Source organism: Collinsella aerofaciens (genome assembly GCF_040910185.1).
In the GTDB taxonomy this organism is placed as follows: Bacteria; Actinomycetota; Coriobacteriia; order Coriobacteriales; family Coriobacteriaceae; genus Collinsella; species Collinsella aerofaciens_BF.
Genome location: NZ_JBDGBA010000012.1, coordinates 50,284 through 69,862 on the forward strand (window position 1 = coordinate 50,284; position 19,579 = coordinate 69,862).

The 19,579-nt window shown below is 59.7% G+C and carries 17 protein-coding genes; 7 read left to right on the forward strand and 10 right to left on the reverse strand.

What is annotated here, in order from left to right:
- Positions 1 to 79: 79 nt before the first annotated feature.
- Both AB5Z54_RS06275 and AB5Z54_RS06280 read right to left on the reverse strand, forming a co-directional pair.
- Positions 80 to 976 carry a DUF4097 family beta strand repeat-containing protein gene (locus tag AB5Z54_RS06275; RefSeq protein WP_368160824.1) on the reverse strand — a complete coding sequence of 299 codons (897 nt, stop codon included), beginning with the start codon at positions 974 to 976 and terminating at the stop codon, positions 80 to 82.
- On the reverse strand, positions 976 to 1,698 hold the full coding sequence (locus AB5Z54_RS06280) for a helix-turn-helix domain-containing protein (RefSeq protein WP_368160825.1): 723 nt from the start codon (positions 1,696 to 1,698) through the stop codon (positions 976 to 978). Before AB5Z54_RS06280 ends, AB5Z54_RS06275 begins: the two co-directional genes overlap by 1 nt.
- Before the next feature lie 267 nt (positions 1,699 to 1,965).
- Between AB5Z54_RS06280 and AB5Z54_RS06285 the strand changes: the two genes are divergently transcribed.
- From AB5Z54_RS06285 to AB5Z54_RS06295, 3 genes are all read left to right on the forward strand, one after another.
- Complete coding sequence (locus AB5Z54_RS06285; protein ID WP_022094355.1) at positions 1,966 to 2,838, forward strand: class I SAM-dependent methyltransferase; 873 nt, start codon at positions 1,966 to 1,968, stop codon at positions 2,836 to 2,838.
- 118 nt (positions 2,839 to 2,956) lie between these two features.
- Complete coding sequence (gene trmB, locus AB5Z54_RS06290) at positions 2,957 to 3,796, forward strand: tRNA (guanine(46)-N(7))-methyltransferase TrmB (RefSeq protein ID WP_368160827.1); 840 nt, start codon at positions 2,957 to 2,959, stop codon at positions 3,794 to 3,796.
- 309 nt (positions 3,797 to 4,105) lie between these two features.
- A complete protein-coding gene (locus AB5Z54_RS06295) occupies positions 4,106 to 6,787 on the forward strand; it encodes a DEAD/DEAH box helicase (RefSeq protein WP_368160829.1) in 2,682 nt (893 codons plus the stop codon).
- 78 nt (positions 6,788 to 6,865) lie between these two features.
- Here AB5Z54_RS06295 and AB5Z54_RS06300 read toward each other — a convergent pair whose 3' ends face one another.
- The 6 genes from AB5Z54_RS06300 to AB5Z54_RS06325 form a co-directional block, all read right to left on the reverse strand.
- Entirely contained in the window at positions 6,866 to 8,623 is a 1,758-nt protein-coding gene (locus tag AB5Z54_RS06300; RefSeq protein ID WP_368160831.1) for a DUF2130 domain-containing protein, read from the reverse strand.
- A 140-nt stretch (positions 8,624 to 8,763) separates the two neighbouring features.
- Complete coding sequence (locus AB5Z54_RS06305; protein ID WP_349115200.1) at positions 8,764 to 9,309, reverse strand: metallophosphoesterase; 546 nt, start codon at positions 9,307 to 9,309, stop codon at positions 8,764 to 8,766.
- Positions 9,310 to 9,375: 66 nt separating this feature from the next.
- Positions 9,376 to 9,555, reverse strand: a complete 180-nt coding sequence (locus AB5Z54_RS06310; protein ID WP_368160833.1) for a hypothetical protein — start codon at positions 9,553 to 9,555, stop codon at positions 9,376 to 9,378.
- Positions 9,556 to 9,573: 18 nt separating this feature from the next.
- Positions 9,574 to 9,900, reverse strand: a complete 327-nt coding sequence (locus tag AB5Z54_RS06315) for an HIRAN domain-containing protein (protein WP_117655201.1) — start codon at positions 9,898 to 9,900, stop codon at positions 9,574 to 9,576.
- 425 nt (positions 9,901 to 10,325) lie between these two features.
- A complete protein-coding gene (locus tag AB5Z54_RS06320) occupies positions 10,326 to 11,705 on the reverse strand; it encodes an aldehyde dehydrogenase (RefSeq protein ID WP_368160835.1) in 1,380 nt (459 codons plus the stop codon).
- Positions 11,706 to 11,713: 8 nt separating this feature from the next.
- Entirely contained in the window at positions 11,714 to 12,934 is a 1,221-nt protein-coding gene (locus AB5Z54_RS06325; RefSeq protein ID WP_368160837.1) for an iron-containing alcohol dehydrogenase, read from the reverse strand.
- Positions 12,935 to 13,190: 256 nt separating this feature from the next.
- On the opposite strand from AB5Z54_RS06325, the gene AB5Z54_RS06330 reads away from it, so the two are divergent.
- Entirely contained in the window at positions 13,191 to 13,751 is a 561-nt protein-coding gene (locus AB5Z54_RS06330; RefSeq protein ID WP_022094328.1) for a ferritin family protein, read from the forward strand.
- A 242-nt stretch (positions 13,752 to 13,993) separates the two neighbouring features.
- Here AB5Z54_RS06330 and AB5Z54_RS06335 read toward each other — a convergent pair whose 3' ends face one another.
- Together AB5Z54_RS06335 and pdxR are read right to left on the reverse strand one after the other, a co-directional pair.
- Entirely contained in the window at positions 13,994 to 14,875 is an 882-nt protein-coding gene (locus tag AB5Z54_RS06335) for a putative endonuclease domain-containing protein (RefSeq protein ID WP_368160839.1), read from the reverse strand.
- 539 nt (positions 14,876 to 15,414) lie between these two features.
- Positions 15,415 to 16,854, reverse strand: a complete 1,440-nt coding sequence (gene pdxR / locus AB5Z54_RS06340; protein WP_368160841.1) for a MocR-like pyridoxine biosynthesis transcription factor PdxR — start codon at positions 16,852 to 16,854, stop codon at positions 15,415 to 15,417.
- A gap of 145 nt (positions 16,855 to 16,999) precedes the next feature.
- Between pdxR and pdxS the strand changes: the two genes are divergently transcribed.
- The 3 genes from pdxS to AB5Z54_RS06355 all read left to right on the forward strand — a co-directional run bounded on the left by pdxS (position 17,000) and on the right by AB5Z54_RS06355 (position 19,521).
- The gene (gene pdxS, locus AB5Z54_RS06345) at positions 17,000 to 17,890 is read left to right on the forward strand and encodes a pyridoxal 5'-phosphate synthase lyase subunit PdxS (RefSeq protein ID WP_368160843.1); all 891 of its coding nucleotides are present in this window, start codon (positions 17,000 to 17,002) and stop codon (positions 17,888 to 17,890) included.
- A gap of 20 nt (positions 17,891 to 17,910) precedes the next feature.
- A complete protein-coding gene (gene pdxT, locus AB5Z54_RS06350; RefSeq protein ID WP_195544259.1) occupies positions 17,911 to 18,498 on the forward strand; it encodes a pyridoxal 5'-phosphate synthase glutaminase subunit PdxT in 588 nt (195 codons plus the stop codon).
- A 390-nt stretch (positions 18,499 to 18,888) separates the two neighbouring features.
- A complete protein-coding gene (locus AB5Z54_RS06355) occupies positions 18,889 to 19,521 on the forward strand; it encodes an IS110 family transposase (protein ID WP_368160845.1) in 633 nt (210 codons plus the stop codon).
- Positions 19,522 to 19,579: the final 58 nt, after the last annotated feature.

The window sequence follows — 19,579 nt, forward strand, 5'->3', positions numbered from 1 at the left end:
AGGCGCCGAAGCCCGTCACGGCTCCGGCGCCTCCATCAAACAGCGCAGCTATGGTTTATAAGTCTTCGATAGCCGCCCGTCACTCCGAATCAAACGACATGTCGCCCGAACCGACCTCAAAACGATACGTGGCAGACTTATCGCCGTTATCGAATTCAAGATTCAAAACGGTCTCGCCGTCGTAGCCAAGAGGAAGGAAATCGCTCTCGAAGTCGCCGCTGCCCAAGGTGAGGCTCGCCTTAAAGCCCGTCGAGTTCGGAACCGTCATCTCCACATCGCCCGAGCCCACGCTCACGTCCATCGACTTCGCGGGGGCCTGGTAGAGCTCGAACGTCACATCGCCCGAACCGACCTCGGCATTCAGGGTATCGGTCACGGTACCCGTAAACTCGACGTCTCCCGAGTCCAAAGTCAGGTTGAGGTCATGACACGCAATGCCCGCGACCGTCAGATCACCCGATCCCACATTCGCTGTGATGCCCACCATGTTATCGGCAACATCGCGCGGCAGTTCGACGGTAACCGTGCGGTCAATGGCGCGCTCGTCATCGCAATCGAACTGGCGAATCTTGAGCGTAGAACCCTTGATTTCGGCCAGGTTCTGGGTTGCCGCATCGAAGGCAACGGTCCCCGTTGCCACGCGACCGCTTTCAATTACGCGCACTGGCCCGCCGGAGACGTGTTTGACCTCGACCGTGCCCGACGTCACGTCCAAATCAAGCGATGTGAACGCGTCGGCATCAAACGTTTCGCTCGAAAGCTGTTGAGGCCGAGCGGAATAGTTACCGCTATCCAAAAGATCGTCCTCGTCAAGCGCATCGTCCATACCAGACAAGCCGGATACAACATCGTCGAGATCCCACGGACCATCAAAATGAATCAATGTCCGCGAAATGCCAAAGACAAGTCCGATGATGAGCACAAACGCTCCGATGCCGACGCCCAGGCGCAGCTTGGATTCATGCGAAAGCCTCATCATTCGTCACCTTCTTTGGCACATGGCTCAGCGGTGGCCGCGGTAGCCACGTCAGCATCAGGTTCCGCAGAAGTATCCTTCCCCTGGGCCCTGACCGCCACCGGTGCCGGACCAACCTGAATATCCCCGCGCGCCCAATCACCATCGAGCGCACGCGCAACCCAGTGATAGATGGGAATCGTAAAGAAGATCAGCGCGGCAAAGGGGCCGGCGCCAAACAGGAACATCAGCAAAAAGAACAGCAGCCAACACACGGCCCAATACGGGAACGACTGGAACGGGCCCTTCACCGGAGTCGAGCCAACTGCGCCGCCACTCGTCGCCTGAGCCGTCGCCGCATTGGCAGCCTGCGCACTCCAGCTTGCCGCTTGCGCCGCCTTGGCGGCGGCGTCACTCGCCTGTGTTGCCGCCTCGGTAGCTCGTGCCGCCGCCTCATGGGTGCGTGCGCGCTCTGCCGCCTCGGCCTCGCGCTGACGAGCGCGGTCCTCGTTCTCAAACTCGATATCGTCCTCGATCTCGTCGCTCGGATTGAGCAGCTCGTCCAGGCTCACACCATAGAGTTTGGCGAGCGAGATCAGGTTCTCGGTATCGGGCGAGCTCTCCGCGCGCTCCCATTTACTGACCGCCTGGCGCGACAGTCGCAGCTTTCGTGCCAGCCCTTCTTGACTAAAGCCTTTGCTGCGGCGAAGGTCGGCGAGCCGCTGCGCAGTTTCTACATTCATGGTTCCTCCTATGTGATGCCAGCCGTACCGCCGGACCGCTTTTGTTCTTAAGGCGCCTTGCACAGTTAAAAATCTATCCGCCACCGCCAAAAGCATGCCACCTATTCTAGTGAGATTTTTGACAACCGGCGGTTGCGGGCGCATATGAGCTGCGGAAATGTGTCCAAACAAAGCAATGACCCGTAGCTTGGTTGTCCCCGTTGCGGCGTTAACGGTAGTATGGTCGTACTGTTTATTCCGCACCGCCAACGGAGGGAGTTCCGCGCCGTGAACCGCGATTTCGCCTCATCGCTCATCCAGCTCAACAACACGTTCTATCGCGAGCACTCCGCTTCCTTTTCCGATACGCGCCAGGCCCCGTGGCCCGGCTGGGTACGCACCATGGATATCGCGCTCGAACAGCTCGACGTCGCCACGATCGAGCATCCCGTCCGCGTCTTCGATCTTGCCTGTGGCAATATGCGATTCGAGAACTTTGCCGCCGGCGGCGCACTTGCCGCCAAGGGCGTCGATGGCGCAAACCCCTCGGCAGATGCCAGCTGCCCGTTTGAGTTCTATGGTGTCGACTCGTGCCAAGACCTGGCCATCGATGCACATGGCCACGCGCTGCGCATTCCCAACCTGCACTTCCAGGAACTCGACGTGCTCGACGCCCTTATGAAGCTCAACCCCGCCGAGACGCCCGACGTGCTTTTCGACGCCCCGCTCGCCGACATCTCGGTCTGCTTTGGCTTTATGCACCATGTGCCGTCGTGCGAGTACCGTGTACGCGTGCTCGACGCTCTGGTGCGCCAGACGCGCCCGGGCGGCATCATCGCCATCAGCTTTTGGGAGTTTATGAACGACGAGCGCATGGCGCGCAAGGCTGTTCGCGCCGAAGCCCGCGCCGAGCTCACCCCGCCGTTTGAGGGTTACGATTCCGCCCAATTTGAAGCCGGCGACCACCTCATTGGCTGGCAAAACGACCGCCACGCCTACCGCTATTGCCATCACTTTGACGATCAGCAGATCACCGACCTGGTGCGCGGCGTCCGTACGTTCTACAAGAGCGGCGAGGTCCCCGTGCGTGAGCTTGAGCGCTTCCATGCCGACGGTCGTAGCGGCGAGCTCAACCGCTATGTGATTCTCAAGCGCCTGTAGGCATCGACGACTCGCCGCCGAGCCGCACCGCATCTTCCGGGCAAACTATGCCCGCCCTTTTTCAATCCATTGACGGAACGTGCAGCTATGCGTTCCATACTTATGACCAAGGAGCCTCATGGGAGCCGTCCACGTTCGCACGCCTAAGAACTTTGTGCTCGAGGAGCGCCTGGGGCGCTACGCCGATGCGATTGAGACGAACCCCGAGGCCTATGTCGGAGATTGGCGCAAGGCCTGTGCGCCCGCAGGCAGCAAGCCCTTCGAACACCTTCATCTGGATCTGGGCTGCGGCAAAGGCACCTATCTGGTTGAGCGCGCTCGCCGTGAGCCCGACACGCTCTTTATCGGCATGGACCAGGAGCCCATCTGCATCGCCTATGCCGCACAGAAAATCTGCGAGCATGAACTGACCAACGCACTCGTTCTGCCTCGAGGCGCCGCATCGCTGCCGCAGCTATTTGCCACAGGCGAGCTCGATGCCATCACCATCAACTTTCCCACGCCGCAGCCCAAGGCCAAGTACGCCAAAAAGCGCCTCGTCCATGTCGACCATCTGATGCTCTATCGCCCGCTCTTTGCAGCCAGCGCTACCGTCACGCTGCGCACCGACAGCAAGCCATTGCGCGATTACGCCCTGGGACAGTTTGCCGCAGCCGGCTACGATACGCTTTGGGTAAGTGACGACGTCCGCCGCGACCATCCCGAGCACCCCGAGACCGAATATGAATGCCGCACGCGCGAGATGGGTGCCGCTGTATATGGTATTTGCGCCACACCCGGCGCGCAGCCCAGCGATGAACAGCTCGCGGCGGGCCGCGCGCAGGAGCAAAGCCTTGCCTACTACCTGCCCGAAAACCTCGATGAGCTCACCTACGTGCCTCTCGGCATGGAAGAGGCCGTCGAGAACTTTAGAAACCGCGCCCGCAAAGGCAAGAAGCGCCTGCCGCAAGAGTCCTAGGGGCTTCTGATGGTCGCGGCGTCGGCAAACAAGCACAAATAGGCGCCAGCAAACGGCCCTCAAACCTAAGTGAGTAGACTATTTTGCAATAGCCAAGCACAGCCCGCATAGCGAAACATAAAACCGCAGGTAGAACCCTTGCGCAAAAGCCATGTGCTCGCGATATTGCAAAAAGTCTACTCACTTAGCTGGCAACTGCACCAAACGGCCGGGCAGAACGCCCATTTCCTGCATTTTCTCGCGCGCTGGCACCCCGCGCCGCCGCTACGCCATAATAGTTGGCGGACAATCGCGAGAGAAAGCAACCACATGGCACAGACCACGACAGATACCGCCGCCAGCACCGTCTCCGGCGCCGGCGCCGCCAGCTCATTCTCGGGCGGCACGGGAACCGAAGCCGAGTTTGGCTCGCTCGGCGCGCTCTCCCCCACCTGGTGGGAGCCCGAGGACGGCAGCGAGCCCGAACCGTGGCTCACGCCCGACCAAGCCTTCGAACGCTTCTTTGAATGGACGAGCGATCGCGGCATTGAGCTGTGGGATCACCAAGAAGAGGCCCTCATGGACCTGGCTGCCGGCGACCACGTCATTTTGGGAACACCGACCGGATCGGGTAAATCGCTCGTCGCGCTGGGCATGCTCTTTATGGGCATGGCGCAGGGCAAGCGCTGTTATTACACGGCTCCTATCAAGGCTCTGGTCAGCGAAAAGTTCTTCGATCTGGTACAGGTGCTCGGCCGCGATAACGTCGGCATGATCACCGGCGATACGCACATCAACACCAAGGCGCCCGTCATCTGCTGCACGGCCGAAATCCTTGCCAACGATGCGCTGCGCGAGGGCGAGGACGCCGACGTGGGCTGCGTGGCCATGGACGAGTTCCATTACTTTGCCGACCCCGACCGCGGCTGGGCTTGGCAGGTGCCGCTGCTCACCCTGCCCCATACGCAGTTTATGCTCATGAGCGCCACACTTGGCGATGTCACTGCCATCGCCGCCTCTCTCGAAGAGCACACCGGCGCTGCTTGCGACTTGGTTGTCGACGCCCCGCGTCCTGTTCCGCTGAGCTACGACTATGTGACGACCTCCCTCGAGGGCACGGTCGAGCTCGCCATGCGCCGCGGCGAGGCCCCGCTCTATATCGTGCACTTTAGCCAGGATGCCGCCCTTGCGACGGCGCAGTCGCTCGCCAATTTTGGCATCGCCAGCAAGGAGCAGCGCGAGGCCATTAAGGAAGCGGCAAAGGGAACGAGCTTCTCGACGGCCTTTGGCAAGATTCTCAAACGCCTGCTCGGATGCGGCGTCGGCGTGCACCATGCTGGCATGTTGCCGCGCTATCGCCTCCTGGTCGAACGCTTGGCGCAGCAGGGCCTGCTGCCCGTCATCTGCGGCACCGATACGCTCGGCGTCGGCATCAACGTACCCATCCACACCGTGGTGCTCACCGCGCTCACCAAGTTCGACGGCTACAAGATGCGTCGCCTGCGCGCCCGCGAGTTCCATCAGATTGCCGGTCGCGCCGGCCGCTCGGGCTTCGATACCGAGGGCATGGTAATCGCCGAGGCACCCGAGCACGAGATCGAGAACGCCAAGCTTATGGCCAAGGCGGGCGACGACCCCAAAAAACTCCGTAAGATTAAAAAGAAAAAGGCCCCCGAGGGCTTTGTCACCTGGAACAAGCAGACCTTCGAGCGCCTGATCGAGACGCAGCCCGAGACGCTCAAGCCGCGCCTGCGCATCACGCACTCCATGGTGATTAGCGTGGTCGAGCAGGGCGGCGACGCTCGCGCCCGCGTGCACGACCTCATCGAGACAAGCCTGCAGACCCCCGAGGAAAAGGCCAAGCTCGAGGTTCGCGCCGACGAAATCTTCGCCACGCTCATCGATTCCGGCGTCGTCGTTCGCACCGAGGTGCCGCCCGCGCCCGACGCCCCGACTGACGCCGCACCAGACATCGACTATGCGCTGACGGTCGATCTGCCCGAGGACTTCGCACTCGATCAGCCGCTCTCGCCGTTCTTGCTTGCCGCGCTGGAGCTGCTCGATCCCGAGAGCGAGACCTATACCATGGATCTAATCTCAATGGTCGAGGCAACACTCGAGGATCCCAAGCAGGTGCTGCGCGCACAGGAGCGCGCAGCACGCGATCGCGCTATGGCCGAGATGAAGGCCGACGGCATCGAATATGAGGAGCGCTTGGAGCGCATTCAGGACGTCACGTACGAAAAGCCGCTCGAGGATTTGCTCGACGCCGCTTTTGACAAGTACTGCCAGGAAGTACCCTGGGCCAACGACTACCAGCTCTCTCCCAAGAGCGTTCTGCGCGATATGCTGGAAAGCGCGAGCGATTTTAAGGGCTACATTCAAAAGCTCGGCATCGCCCGCTCCGAGGGCATTCTGCTGCGCTACCTGGCAGAGGCCTACCGTTCCCTCGATCGCACCGTGCCCATTGAGAAGCGCGATGAGCGCCTGCGCGACATTATCTCGTGGCTGGGCTTTGTGGTGCGCTCGGTGGACTCGAGCCTGGTGGACGAGTGGGAGAACGCCGGCAACCCGGCAGCCCTCGATGCCGCGCCGCCACAAGGCATCGACGAAGTCGTGGCAGACCGCCGCGGCTGCACGCTGTTGGTGCGCAACGCGCTCTTCCGCCGCGTGACCCTTGCCGCCCGCGAGCATGTTCGCGACCTGGGCGAGCTCGACGACGACTGGGGCATGAGCGAAATTCGCTGGCAAAAGGCGCTCGATGCCTACCATGAGCAGCACGAGGAAATCCTCACCGACGGAGATGCCCGCAGCGCCGCGATGTTTTCCATCGACGAGTCCGACGAGAAGACCGCGCACGTATGGCACGTGCACCAGATCTTTGCCGACGAGGACGGCGACCACGACTTTGGCATCATGGGCGATGTTGATCTGGACGCCACGCAGGATGGCGGCGAGGTCATCTTCAAAAACTACCGCGTCGGCTTTATCGAGGACCTGCTCGAAGACTAGCCGAACATACTGGAACGAAACAAGCGGGGCCGTTGGCAATATCGCCAGCAGCCCCGCTTTTGCACTATACGCTATGCCTTACTCGGCATCCTCGACCTCATACGAATCCGCCTCGGCGGGCTCATCGTTTGTCTCTGCCGCAGCCCCGCGCGCCTCGTCAAACGCCGCCTTCATGGTCTTGTTGCCCCACGTGAGCTTGCGAATGGTAAGCTCATCGGCCTTGTTGTGGGCCAGACGCAGATTCTCGGTACTGCGACGCAGGTCGTCCTTGGTCTTCTCGAGCTGCTTAATGGCGGCATCGATCTCCTTGATCGCCGACTCGAATTGCTTGCTCGCCAGGTTGTAGTTGCGTGAGAAGCCATTCTTGAACTTTTCCATCTTGGCTTCGAAGTTCGTAACGTCGATATTCTGCTGTTTGTACTCCGCTAGCTCCTGCTTATAGCGCAGCGAACCCATGGCGGCGTTGCGAAGAAGCGTAATCATGGGAATGAAAAACTGCGGGCGAATCACGTACATCTTCTCGTAGCGATAGCTCACGTCGACTATCCCTGCGTTATAGAGCTCGCTCTCAGGCTCGAGCAGCGTGCAGAGCACCGCGTACTCACAGCCTTTTTGGCGGCGATCGTGGTCGAGTTTCTTAAAGAAGTCCTCGTTTTTATGCTTGGTCGCGGTCTCGTCGTTCTCGTTTTTCATCTCGAACATAATCGAAATGACCTCGTTACCGCTCGCGTCGCACTCGCGGAAGATAAAGTCGCCCTTGGTACCCTCGGACGCATCGTTATCTTTCTCGAAGTACGCGTTAGGAAACGCCGTCATGCGCAGACGGTTAAACTCGGTCTCGCAATGCTGCTCGAGCGACTCGCCCACCATCTTGGTGGACAGGCGGACCTTCATGTCCTTAAGGCGCTCAATCTCTTCATCCTTGTAGCGAATCAGGTCATCGCTCGCGCGCTTGGCCTGCGCGAGCTCGAGCTCATGTGCCGCCTTGGCTTGCTCCTCGCGAGAATCGCGCACCGCCAACTCGCTCGTCAGTTTGGCACGTGCCTCATCGCGCTCTCGCTCCGCCGCGGCGACCGCCTCTGAAAGGTTCATTTTTGCCGTAAGCTCTTGCTCACGCAGTTGGGCACGAAGGCCCTCGGCCTCCTGCTCAGACTGAGCCTTTGCGGCGGAAAACTTCTCTTGCACCTTCGCGCGATAGTCAGCAAGCGCGCGCTCGGCCTCGCTGCGAGCGGCATCGAGCTCACGCTGCGACTCTGCCGCGGCAGCGGCAAGCGCCATCTCCTGGGCCTTGTCCGCCGCGGCAAGCCTGGCCTGCAGCTCGGCAATCTGAGCGTCGCGTGCAGCTAAATCGTTTTGAGCAGCGTTGCGCGCCGCCGACTCGGCAAGCTTTGCTTCGTCATCTTTGCGCCCAAGCTGCGCACGCAGGCTATCAATCTCACGCTGGAGTTCGGCATTCTCTTTTTGAGCATTGGCTCGTGCCTCAACCGCCGCGCGCTGGCTTGCACTCTCGCGCTCTGCGGCAGCGCCCTCGAGCTTAGCGCGCAGCTCGGCAAGCTCAGCATCGCGCTTGGCAACCTCTTGCGCCAGTTTCTGATCCGCAGTGTTCTTCTGCTCGACAAGCTGGGCATTGCGCTGAGACTCTGCCTGTTGCAAGGCAGCCGTCGAACGCGAGCGCTCAAGCTCCAGCGCCTGCTCGCCCTCGCGCTGGACTGCCTTCACACGCTCATCCAGGTCGCGCGAGAACTCGGCATCGCGCACCTGCTTGACGATATCCGCATAGCCGGATGCATCGACCTTAAAAACTTCGCCGCAATGCGGGCACTTGATCTCGTTCATAGCAGCTCCTCGATGGACGCAAATATCAACCGGCTACACTCTACCGCGCCGCGCGGACAAAAAAGGCGCCGCCGCCATAATGGCAACGGCGCCAGAGCCACCACAAAGGTGCCTGTCCCCTTTGTGGTGGCTCTGGCGCCCTATAACCCAAAGAAGCTAAGAATCTGATCGCGGCTTACGGGCTTGTACTCGTTGGCATCGAGACCGACATCGTAGCGAAAGATAGGGCGCTCGCGATCGCGGTTGCGTGCGTTGGCGCGGTCACCCCTGCTGTGGATATGCCCATGCAGCATAATGGCGCCACGTGCCTTGCCGTTCCAGCTGAGCATGGGGTAGTGGCTCATAACCAGACGATGGCCCTTGGCATAGCCGGGAGCAATCTCCAGGTAATCGCGCACGTCTTCCCAAATCTGCGGTACGTCGGAATCTTCCCAGTCGCCGTCATGGTTACCGCGGATGAGCGTCACGTTCTGGCATTCGATACGCTCGCGCAGGCGCACCGCCTCCGCCAGGGGCAAACGATAGGTAAAGTCACCCAGAATATAGAGGCGGTCGTCCGCAGCCACGCACTCATTGATGGCATCGATGACCTTGCGGTTCATCTCCTCGACCGAATCAAACGGCCGATCCATATCGTGCAAGATATTCGTATCGCCCAGGTGCAGGTCGGCGGTAAACCACATCATCGTCTGTGTCCTCATTTCGCAACGCGTCTAACACGTGCCTAGTATACAGACGCTCTGGCGCGTCGGTTAGCCAAAGAGCCCGCCGAACAAACCTCGGCGGCGTTTGTCTTGCTTTTTCGAAGCGTAGCCCTGCGCTTTCTTGTCTTGCCGCTTCTCACGGTCCTGCTCTAGCTCATCGTCATCGAGTAGCGTATCCCACTCAAACGGATCGTCTGTCAGATCGAACAGGTCATCGTCATCAAACATGGCAGTCTCCCATACCGATTAGCGAGCATCCACCACATAGAGCCCAACGCGCACCTGATGCCACGGGCTGCGCTCGGGGGCAACCTGTTGCACGCGGGCCTCAAATACGTCCTCGTGGCCGTAATACATCATCAAGGACAGTGGGCCGACCTCGTTTCCCGGAACATAGCCAAGCTTGGTGTTGCCGTAATAAATCGCAACCGCCTCAGGGTCATGGGGATTATCGCGCTCGGCACACAGCGTCAGCTTATCGCCCGCTTTAAGATCGCCCAAGACCAAGGCGCCATCGGCATACTGAAATCCTGCAATGTGAAATGACAGAAGAACACGCGAAGGCTCGTACATAGCAGCTCCTCTAACGGCCGGATAAACCGGTGTGTAACCTTATTGAGAAGTCTACGGTCCCGTGCGGACACAAATACATCCTGTCTGCGTCCTTCAATCGTTTGCCTCAACGCTTGCGCGACAGAACGCTTGCAGATAAGATAGGAACACGGATGGCACCCGTTGCCGCGGGTCTTGCCAACTCCGATACACGTTTTCATCGTGAGAAGTGGCCGTCTTCGCTTACGCGGGGGCGGCTATTTCATTCGGCCGATAAACAGACCGAGTTCGATAGCCGCAATCAACAACGCCAATAACGAAATAACATCGCTTACGTTCATACCAAATCCCTTCTAAAGGGAGTTGGCCCATCCGTGCTCCATAACAGTAGTCTAACGCAAAATGCAGGTAATAGGAACACTTGTTCGTATTACCTGCGCCCTTTTCTAATGAACAAACATGCGCACGAACTTGTGCTTCCAGCTTGCGTAAGGAGCGTAGCGGAATGGCACGTCCAGCCACGTTGCCTTGTTCACGATGCTCTTCTTGTGGCTAAACGTATCGAAGCTCTCGCGTCCATGGTACTGCCCCATACCGCTCGCACCCATGCCACCAAAGCCCATATGGCTCGTAGCCAAGTGCATAATCGTGTCGTTGACGCAGCCGCCGCCAAAGGGCACGTAGCGCACAAAGCGCTGCTGAGCCGCACGGTCCTGGCTAAAGATATACAGGGCCAGCGGCGTCGGACGATCCGTAATAAACGCTTCAGCCTCGTCTAGGCTCTCAAACGTCAGCACCGGCAAGATGGGACCGAAGATCTCCTCCTGTATCACGGCGTCATCGGGGGCCACGCCGTCCAAAATCGTCGGCTCGATCTTGAGCGACGACTCGCGCGCCGTGCCTCCAAGCACAACCTTATCGGGGTCGATCAGCCCGCGTACGCGCGCAAAATGCTTGGTGTTGACAATATGACCGTAGTCCTCGTTGTCGAGCGGGTGCTCGCCAAACATACGGCGGACCTCCTCCTTGATGAGGCTCAGCAGCTCGTCGTGCACGCGCGTATCGACCAGCAGGTAGTCGGGCGCCACGCAGGTCTGCCCCACGTTGAGCCATTTGCCAAAGGCGATACGCCGCGCTGCGACCTTCAAGTTTGCCGTCGCATCCACGATGCAGGGGCTCTTTCCGCCCAGCTCGAGCGTCACGGGCGTAAGGTTTTTACTTGCGTGCTCCATGACGAGTTTGCCGACTGGAACGCTACCGGTAAAGAAGATCTTGTCCCAGCACTCATCGAGCAGCGCTTCGTTTTCGGCGCGCCCGCCCTCGACGACCGTCACCAGGCACGGATCAAATGCCTCTTCACAGATTTGCTTGAGCACCGCGCTCGATGCCGGAGCATAGGCACTCGGCTTGATGATCACGGTATTGCCTGCGGCAAGGGCGCCGGCGAGCGGCTCGAGTGTTAGCAAAAACGGGTAGTTCCACGGAGCCATGATGAGCGTGACACCATAGGGCACGGCTTGCGTTTTGCACACGCTCACAGCGTTAGCAAGATCGCACGGGCGCAGGCGTGGACGACTCCATCGAGCCACATGCGCAATCTGATGACGAATCTCGGAAAGCGACGTGCCGATCTCGCACATATATGCCTCGTCATGCGACTTTCCCAAATCGGTCTTGAGCGCATGGGCAATATCGGCCTCGTGGGCCCGCACCGCATCGCGTAAACTCACGAGCGCGCGACGTCGAGCATCGACATCAAACGTGGCGTGCGTCTTAAAGTAGGCGCGCTGATCGCCGACGATGCGCGCAATTTCCTCGGTGTTCATGGACCCTCCTAATTCTCGTCCTCAAACATACCACCTGCAACGACTTCGTACATATGCTCGAGCTCCAAGCGGTCCATTAGAAGCGGAACGGGGTATAGCGGATTGGCCTCGGCATCGGCATGCGCCGCCATCTCGGGAATGTCAGAGCGGCGAATGCCCAAAACATATTTGGGGATTCCCAGGGCCTCGTTCATGCGGTCGACCCAATCGATAAAGGCCTCGGCCGCAAGACTATCCTGCGCGGTAGCCGGCGCAATGCCCGCTATGTGAGCAAGATCGGCAAGCTTGGGGGCGGCGGCGTCACCATAAGCGCGAAGCATGTGCGGCAGGATGATCGCGTTGGCCAAACCGTGCGGAATTCCGTATCGGCCGCCCAAACTGTGCGCGATGGCATGCACATATCCGACATAGGAGCGGGTAAACGCAACGCCCGCCTTATACGCCGCCAAAAGCATATTGCGGCGAGCGCACATGTCGTCACCATGCTCATAGGCCTCGAGCAAATTGTCGTGGATAAGCTGCACCGCCTGTCGCGCCATCTTGCGCGTATAGGGCGTGGTGCTTCGCCCGATAAAGGCCTCAACGGCATGCGTCAGGGCGTCCATGCCCGTCTGCCCCGTAATGGAAGCGGGCAAGCCGCACGTAAACTCGGGGTCGTGGACTGCAAAACGCGGGATGAGCACAAAGTCGTTAATGGGGTATTTGTAGTGCGTCCCGTCATCGGTAATTACCGCCGCAAGCGTGGCTTCGCTTCCCGTACCGGCGGTAGTGGGAACGGCGATGAGCAGCGGCAGGCGACGATGAATCCGCAGCAGGCCGCGCATCTTGTTGATGGGCTTGTTTGGCTGCGCAATGCGTGCGCCCACGCCCTTGGCACAGTCCATGGCCGAGCCACCGCCAAAGCCGATAATGGCCTGGCAGGCGCTCTCTCGATACAGGGACGCCGCTTCTTCCACGTTTGAAACCGTGGGGTTTGCACGCGTTTCGGCATAGACCGTAACGCCAATCCCCCTGCATGCGAGCGCCGTCTCGAGCGGTGCCGTGAGCCCCAGACGGGCAATGCCGGGATCCGTCACGATAAGGACCTTCTGGATCGAGCGCTTTTGAAGCACCGCGGGCACATCCTCGGCATGCTCTAAAATGCGCGGCTCGGTATAGGGCAGGATCGGCAATGCAATGCGAAAAACCGTCTGATATGTTCGGCACCAGGCACGACGGGCTAGATGCATAAAGGAAACTCCTTCATTTGTTGATAGGTCAACATTTGCTCGCCCGATTGTACTCACCAAAGATCGCAGACGGCCTCCCAATCGTTAATCAATCAACATCTTCATATCTCGAAATTGTTTTATTAAAAATCATTCCTAATAGGCTTCACATTTGGTTGCATTTATGGATAATAGAACTCGTCAAGACGCACGTCCGGAGAGGGCCCTTACGGGACCGGACGAGCGCGCAATCGCCATCGATCGAAAGGATCGAATCATGAAGTTTGTTTGCCCCGTTTGCGGTTATGTGGAAGAGTTCGACGGCGACCAGCTGCCCGAGGATTTTAAGTGCCCCCAGTGCGGCGTTCCCGGTTCTCGTTTCCTGAAGCAGGAGGAGGGCCAGCTCGAGTGGGCCGCCGAGCACGTCGTGGGCGTCGCCAAGATGGAGGGTGTCTCTGAGGACATCGTTGCCGACCTGCGCGCCAACTTTGAGGGCGAGTGTTCTGAGGTCGGTATGTACCTGGCCATGGCTCGCGTCGCTCATCGCGAGGGCTATCCCGAGATCGGCCTGTACTGGGAAAAGGCTGCCCACGAGGAGGCCGAGCATGCCGCCAAGTTCGCCGAGCTCCTGGGCGAGGTCGTGACCGACTCCACCAAGAAGAACCTCGAGATGCGCGTTGAGGCCGAGAACGGCGCCACCGCCGGCAAGACCGATCTTGCCAAGCGTGCCAAGGCCGCCGGCCTCGATGCCATCCACGACACCGTGCACGAGATGGCTCGCGACGAGGCCCGCCACGGCAAGGCTTTCGCCGGCCTGCTCAAGCGCTACTTTGGCTAAGCCAACCGCCTGAGACATAACCTCAAGCTCGATGAGGCCCGGACCGTATTGGTTCGGGCCTTTTTCGTGCCTCACGAACTTGTTAACGCCCTGAAATAGGACCGCCTTCGGCATCGGCTTCTCGTCAAAAACTAAGTGAGTAGACTTTTTGGAACTTGCCGAGCACACCACCCATATTGCTTTATAAAGCCGCAGGTAAATGACTTGTTGCAAAACGGCCTGGTCGCCAAAGTGCCAAAAGTCTACTCACTTAGAACCGCAGCCGTCCACGATTGAGCCGTTTTGTGTCTAACGGGCATCTTCCCGTCGATTACTCCCAATTTTGTCCAGTCAACGAATAGTTCAGACCGGAGTAATGTCTCAGCCCTTTGCTCATCTGAGCTTTTATCACGATATTCAGCATCGAGCATCCTGCATATGGCCTTAACGATCGCGCGGAATCTATCCTCATCGGATATCTGTCTGTGTGTCAGGAGAAGTACATCGTAGCCCATGGCCTGAAGGGCCGTCATGCGGTCAGCGTCACGCAAGCCATCCCCCGCGCGTCCGTGCGAGGCCTTTCCCTGACATTCAATGGCCACCTGTCGCCTGCCGTCCGGCGAAGAAAGAAGTAGGTCGATATATACACGGGACTTTTCCACAATCGCTCGAGCACTTGTGTTTAGCATCACTTCAACATTAAGCTCTATGCCGCAAAAACCTTCGCCTCCCAGGGCTCGCGGCAGTCCAAGCAACAAATACGCCTCGACCTCAAAAGGCGACGCGGCACCCAATGGAACGAGTTGCGATACCGCCATAAATCTATTGCCGCAACGCATCCCGCAAACATCTGAACAAAAACGGTCAAGGTCTCCGCCCAAAACCAAAGCGTCTCGACGCCATAAATTTGAGGCGGTGCCGTCCTCGGACGGGCAGCGCACCCAACCGAACGTTATCGAAATCGCGCCCGAATCAAATGCACGCGAAAGCTCCGCCTCAAGTGCCGCTGGCAGGGCACACACCGCAAACAAGCCGCACATCTCTGCCAACACAAAAAGAAGCTGGAGATCCGTCAGATGTCGAGACATGATAAATGCCGTCAGTAGAGGAGACGTGACCAAAAACCCATGCTCCGTTTCCAGCACGGATTCCCTGGGGAGCTCACCAAGAAACAGCCGCTGTCTGATACTGGCAGGACAAGTCCGCTTGTTTCTCGTCCGGACCAATGTATACAACGGAAAGCCGAGCACAACCGCAGCCGTCGGGTTACGGGCAAGGTCATATCGCTGCCGGTCTTCTTCCGGCCGTGGAAGCGGCGGACACAAAGCGCGGACTTGAGGAGGCAAACGCCAGTACCTAAAAGCCGATATGTCACAAAGTAGATCCTTCATAGGCACAGGAAAACACGAATTTCAACCCAGTCAGTCACGCATTGGCGCGAACGCACCAAAAATGGCGCCGAACGGACTGCCAAGTTTTCAACAGCCCTCCCCAACTGGCCAAAAGCTTGCCGAGAGCTGGACGAAGCCCTGTTGAAAACCCCATTTTTTTTCTCATACAGAAGCTTTGCGCGGCAAGTGAGTAGACTTTTTTGAACATCCCGAGCAGGCCGGTCATCCTGCTTTTCAAAACCGCAGGTAGATAGCTTGTTACAAAACTGCCTGGTCGCCAAAGTGCTAAAAGTCTACTCACTTAGATTGCAGAGCGCCCCCATTAGCTGCAATTCCAAGGTAGTTAGCACTTTTGGACTCAGATCGTCATACTGGACAAGGATTCGAGTCGGGTTTTCAGGGGCAGATGCACCATCGGCACACCAAAAACAGTCACTGACATCGATGAACGGGATACTCGAGCGTGTGAGGGCCTGCGCAAAAGAGCTTCCGCCCGTTCCGCGCTCCGCAACCACAGTGCAGTAAAGACCCGCGTCTGCATGCTCGATCGAGACTTCCCCTGCCGGAAACGCCTTCCGCACAAGCGCCGCCAGGCCATCGCGCGCCTCGCGAGCGCGCACGCGCACGCGGTTCACATGTCGCTCGTAATCACCCGATTCCAGCAAACGAGCCAAAGCGACCTGGTCAACAGAGCTAACCGACGAGGCGTAAAAACCAAGGTTGCGCCTAAACCGCTCCATTAGCTCATCGGGCAACACCATGTACGCTAGACGCAACGCCGATGACAGGCTCTTCGAAAACGTGTTGGTGTAAATAACCGACTGGGCGGCATCGATCGATGCGAGCGCGGGAATCGGCTTGCCAGCAAGGCGAAACTCACAATCAAAGTCATCTTCGATGAGATACCGACCTGATCGCTCGGCGGCCCAGCTCAGCAGCGCATAGCGACGCGCAATGCTCGTCACAAGACCGGTCGGATACTGATGGGACGGCATCAGGTGAAGGACATCGGTCCCAGCTTTCTGCAGAGCGTTCAGGTCCACGCCGTCATCATCCAACGGGATATGTCGAACTTTGCAACCCATAGCCTGATAGATGCACGTCAGACGCAAATAGCCCGGATCCTCAACCGCATACACCTTGTCCGCGCCAAGCAACTGAACCAACATGGTATCGAGCAGCTGGGCGCCCGCGCCGATAACAATGTTATTGGGATCGACATTCATGCCCCTTGTCCCACGCAGGTGGTGAGCAATTGCGCGTCGCAGCCGAGCAGTGCCCTGCGCCGGTGCGGGCGAAAAGATTTCGCGCTCGTCTTCGGATGCCAGCGTCGCCCGTAGCGCACTTTGCCAAAGCCGCGCCGCCTCCAAAGCAGAAGGAGAAAGCGCATCGAATCGCTCGACCTGTCCGTTGACATCATGCACGCTGGGGCCCACAGAGACGGCATCTCGGTCGATGCCCTCCGCAGCCGAAGCCAAAACCGGTGCATCCGGAAGCTCGCAAGCGTAGTAGCCACGACGTGGTATTGAGCAAATATAGCCCTCAGCGAGTAACTGGCTATATGCATTCTCGATGGTAATGACACTGATTCCCAGATGACTGGCAAAGGCACGCTTAGACGGAAGATGCTCCCCCGCCGCAATACGTCCAGCAACAATATCATCTCGAATTTGCTGGTAAACATACTCATAAAGCGATGCCTCGCCACGTTTTTCCAAATTGTAGTCAAGCATGAGTTTGCCACCTGACCTTATCGAGCCGTTCAATCTGGTATTAGGCTGACCTTATTATTATCTCGAAAACTGAGTATTTTGCCATATCCAGCCCCCCGATAGGATGTTCCGTCAAGCAATGCACATGCCAACCAAGGGAGCAACCATGGCAGAACAGACCAGCAAGGCCGATCGCGTCAAACTCAATCGCGAGCTCGCGCAGATGCTCAAGGGCGGCGTCATCATGGACGTCACCACGCCCGAGCAGGCACGCATCGCCGAGGAGGCGGGCGCCTGCGCCGTCATGGCACTCGAGCGCATTCCGGCCGACATCCGCGCCGCAGGCGGCGTCTCGCGCATGAGCGACCCCAAGATGATCAAGGGCATCCAAGAGGCCGTCTCCATCCCCGTCATGGCCAAGTGCCGCATCGGTCACATCGTCGAGGCGCAGGTCCTGCAGGCCATCGAGATCGATTACATCGACGAGTCCGAGGTTCTCTCCCCTGCCGATGACGTCTATCACATCGACAAGACCCAGTTTGACGTGCCGTTTGTCTGCGGCGCCCGCGATCTGGGCGAGGCGCTGCGCCGTGTTGCCGAGGGCGCCACGATGATTCGCACCAAGGGTGAGCCGGGTACAGGCGACGTCGTTCAGGCCGTGCGTCACATGCGCAAGATCCAAAAGCAGATCCGTGACGTTGTTGCCCTGCGCGACGACGAGCTCTTTGAGGCAGCCAAGCAACTGCAGGTTCCGGTCGAGCTGGTGCACGAGGTCCATGCCACGGGTAAGCTTCCCGTCGTGAACTTTGCCGCCGGCGGCGTAGCGACCCCCGCCGACGCCGCGCTGATGATGCAACTGGGCGCCGAGGGCGTCTTTGTCGGCTCGGGCATCTTTAAGAGCGGCGACCCCGCCAAGCGCGCCGCCGCCATCGTCAAGGCCGTGGCAAACTTCACCGATGCCAAGCTCATCGCCGAGCTTTCGGAGGACCTGGGCGAGGCCATGGTGGGCATCAACGCCGACGAGATCGAAATCATCATGGAGGAGCGCGGACGCTAGTCCGGCAGAAAGGATCGCACATGAGCGATTATGCAGACCAAACGGTCGCCGTGCTGGCGGTCCAAGGCGCATTTGCCGAGCACGAGGCAAGACTATCCGAGCTGGGCGCGCGCTGTATTGAGCTGAGGCAGGCGGCTGATTTGAAGCAGGACTTTGACCGTCTGGTACTTCCCGGCGGCGAGTCTACCGTTCAAGGGAAGCTGCTTGATGAGTTGGGCATGCTCGAGGAGCTTCGCACCCGCATTGTTGAAGGCATGCCCGTCCTGGGCACCTGCGCCGGCCTGATTCTGCTGGCTCACGACCTTGCCGCCCATGACGATAAGGGCACGCCGCGCCTGGCAACCATGGATGTGCTCGTTGAGCGCAATGCCTACGGCAGGCAGCTCGGCAGTTTTCGAACCAAGGGGCAGGTAGCTGGCATCGACGGTGAAGTGCCGCTGACGTTTATCCGCGCGCCCCGCATCGTCGAGGTCCACGGCGACGCAAAGGCCTTAGCGAAAGTCGACGGCCGTATCGTCGCCGCGCGCCAGGGCAACCAGCTCGGCGTAACCTTCCACCCCGAACTCGACGAAGACACCCGCCTCCACGAACTGTTCCTACAAATGTAGGCATCGAAATCAACAAACGAAACGAGAGTGGATAATCTCCCACCTTGAGCATGAATATGGGCTCATACCGGGAGATTATCCACTCTCATGCTACGTAGTCGTTGGGGACGTTCTTAAATGACCAGTCAAACAAGAACGTCCATTACAGTCGAAATTGTCAGCCCGGGACCGTCTCGGGCTACGATTGAGGCGCGCCCAGAACGGGCCGCCGACCGGGCGCCCGCGCACGGCCGAACGTCCCTGCCCCCGAGAGGGCCCGTTGGGTGCTGCCGGCGCGGGACGCGCCGCCCCCGACGGCTGATAGGAAAGTGCCGGGCAGGCGCCGCGGCTGGTAATGTGAGTGCCGAGGGGGAGGCCATCCGGTCGAATGACTACCGGAAGGATACCACCGTGAAAGCGCCATCCACCAGGCCCGCGGCCGTGCTCGGCCTCGACGTCGGCAAGTCGTCGCACTGGGCCTGTTTGATCGACCGCGACGGGGATGTGCTGGCCAGCGCCCCCGTCCGCAACAGGGAGGCCGAGCTCGACGCGCTGTTCGCCTCCGCGCCCGCCGGCACGCTCGTCGTCGTCGACCAGTTCCGCAACATAGGGTCCCTCGCCGTGAGGCGGGCCCGCGCCGCGGGGCTCGGGGTCGCCCACCTGCCCGGGCTCGCCGCCAGCCGCGCCGCGGGCCTGTTCGCCGGCGAGGCCAAGACCGACGAGCGCGACGCCGCGGTGATCGCGCGGACCGCCCTGGGCGTGCCGGGCTCCCTGTCGGGGGTCCCGGGCCGCGGCGAGGCCCTCGAGGCCGCCCGCGCCCTCTCGTCGCAGCGCGACCACGTCGTCGCCTGCGCGACCAGGGACAAGAACCGCCTGCGCGCGGTGCTGCTCGAGTCCTGCCCGGCCCTCGAGGCCGCGGTCGACCTGTCGGACCGGCGGTGGCTGGAGCTGCTCGCCGGGTTCGGCGGGGCGTGGGGGATCGCCCGCTCCGGGGCCGAGGGCCCGCGGGCCGAGGCCGCCGGGGAGGTGTTAGCGTCAATATAATTTTCACCATTTCCACCAACGCATTTTCGCCAATCGCGCCAACGCGGATACGCCGGAT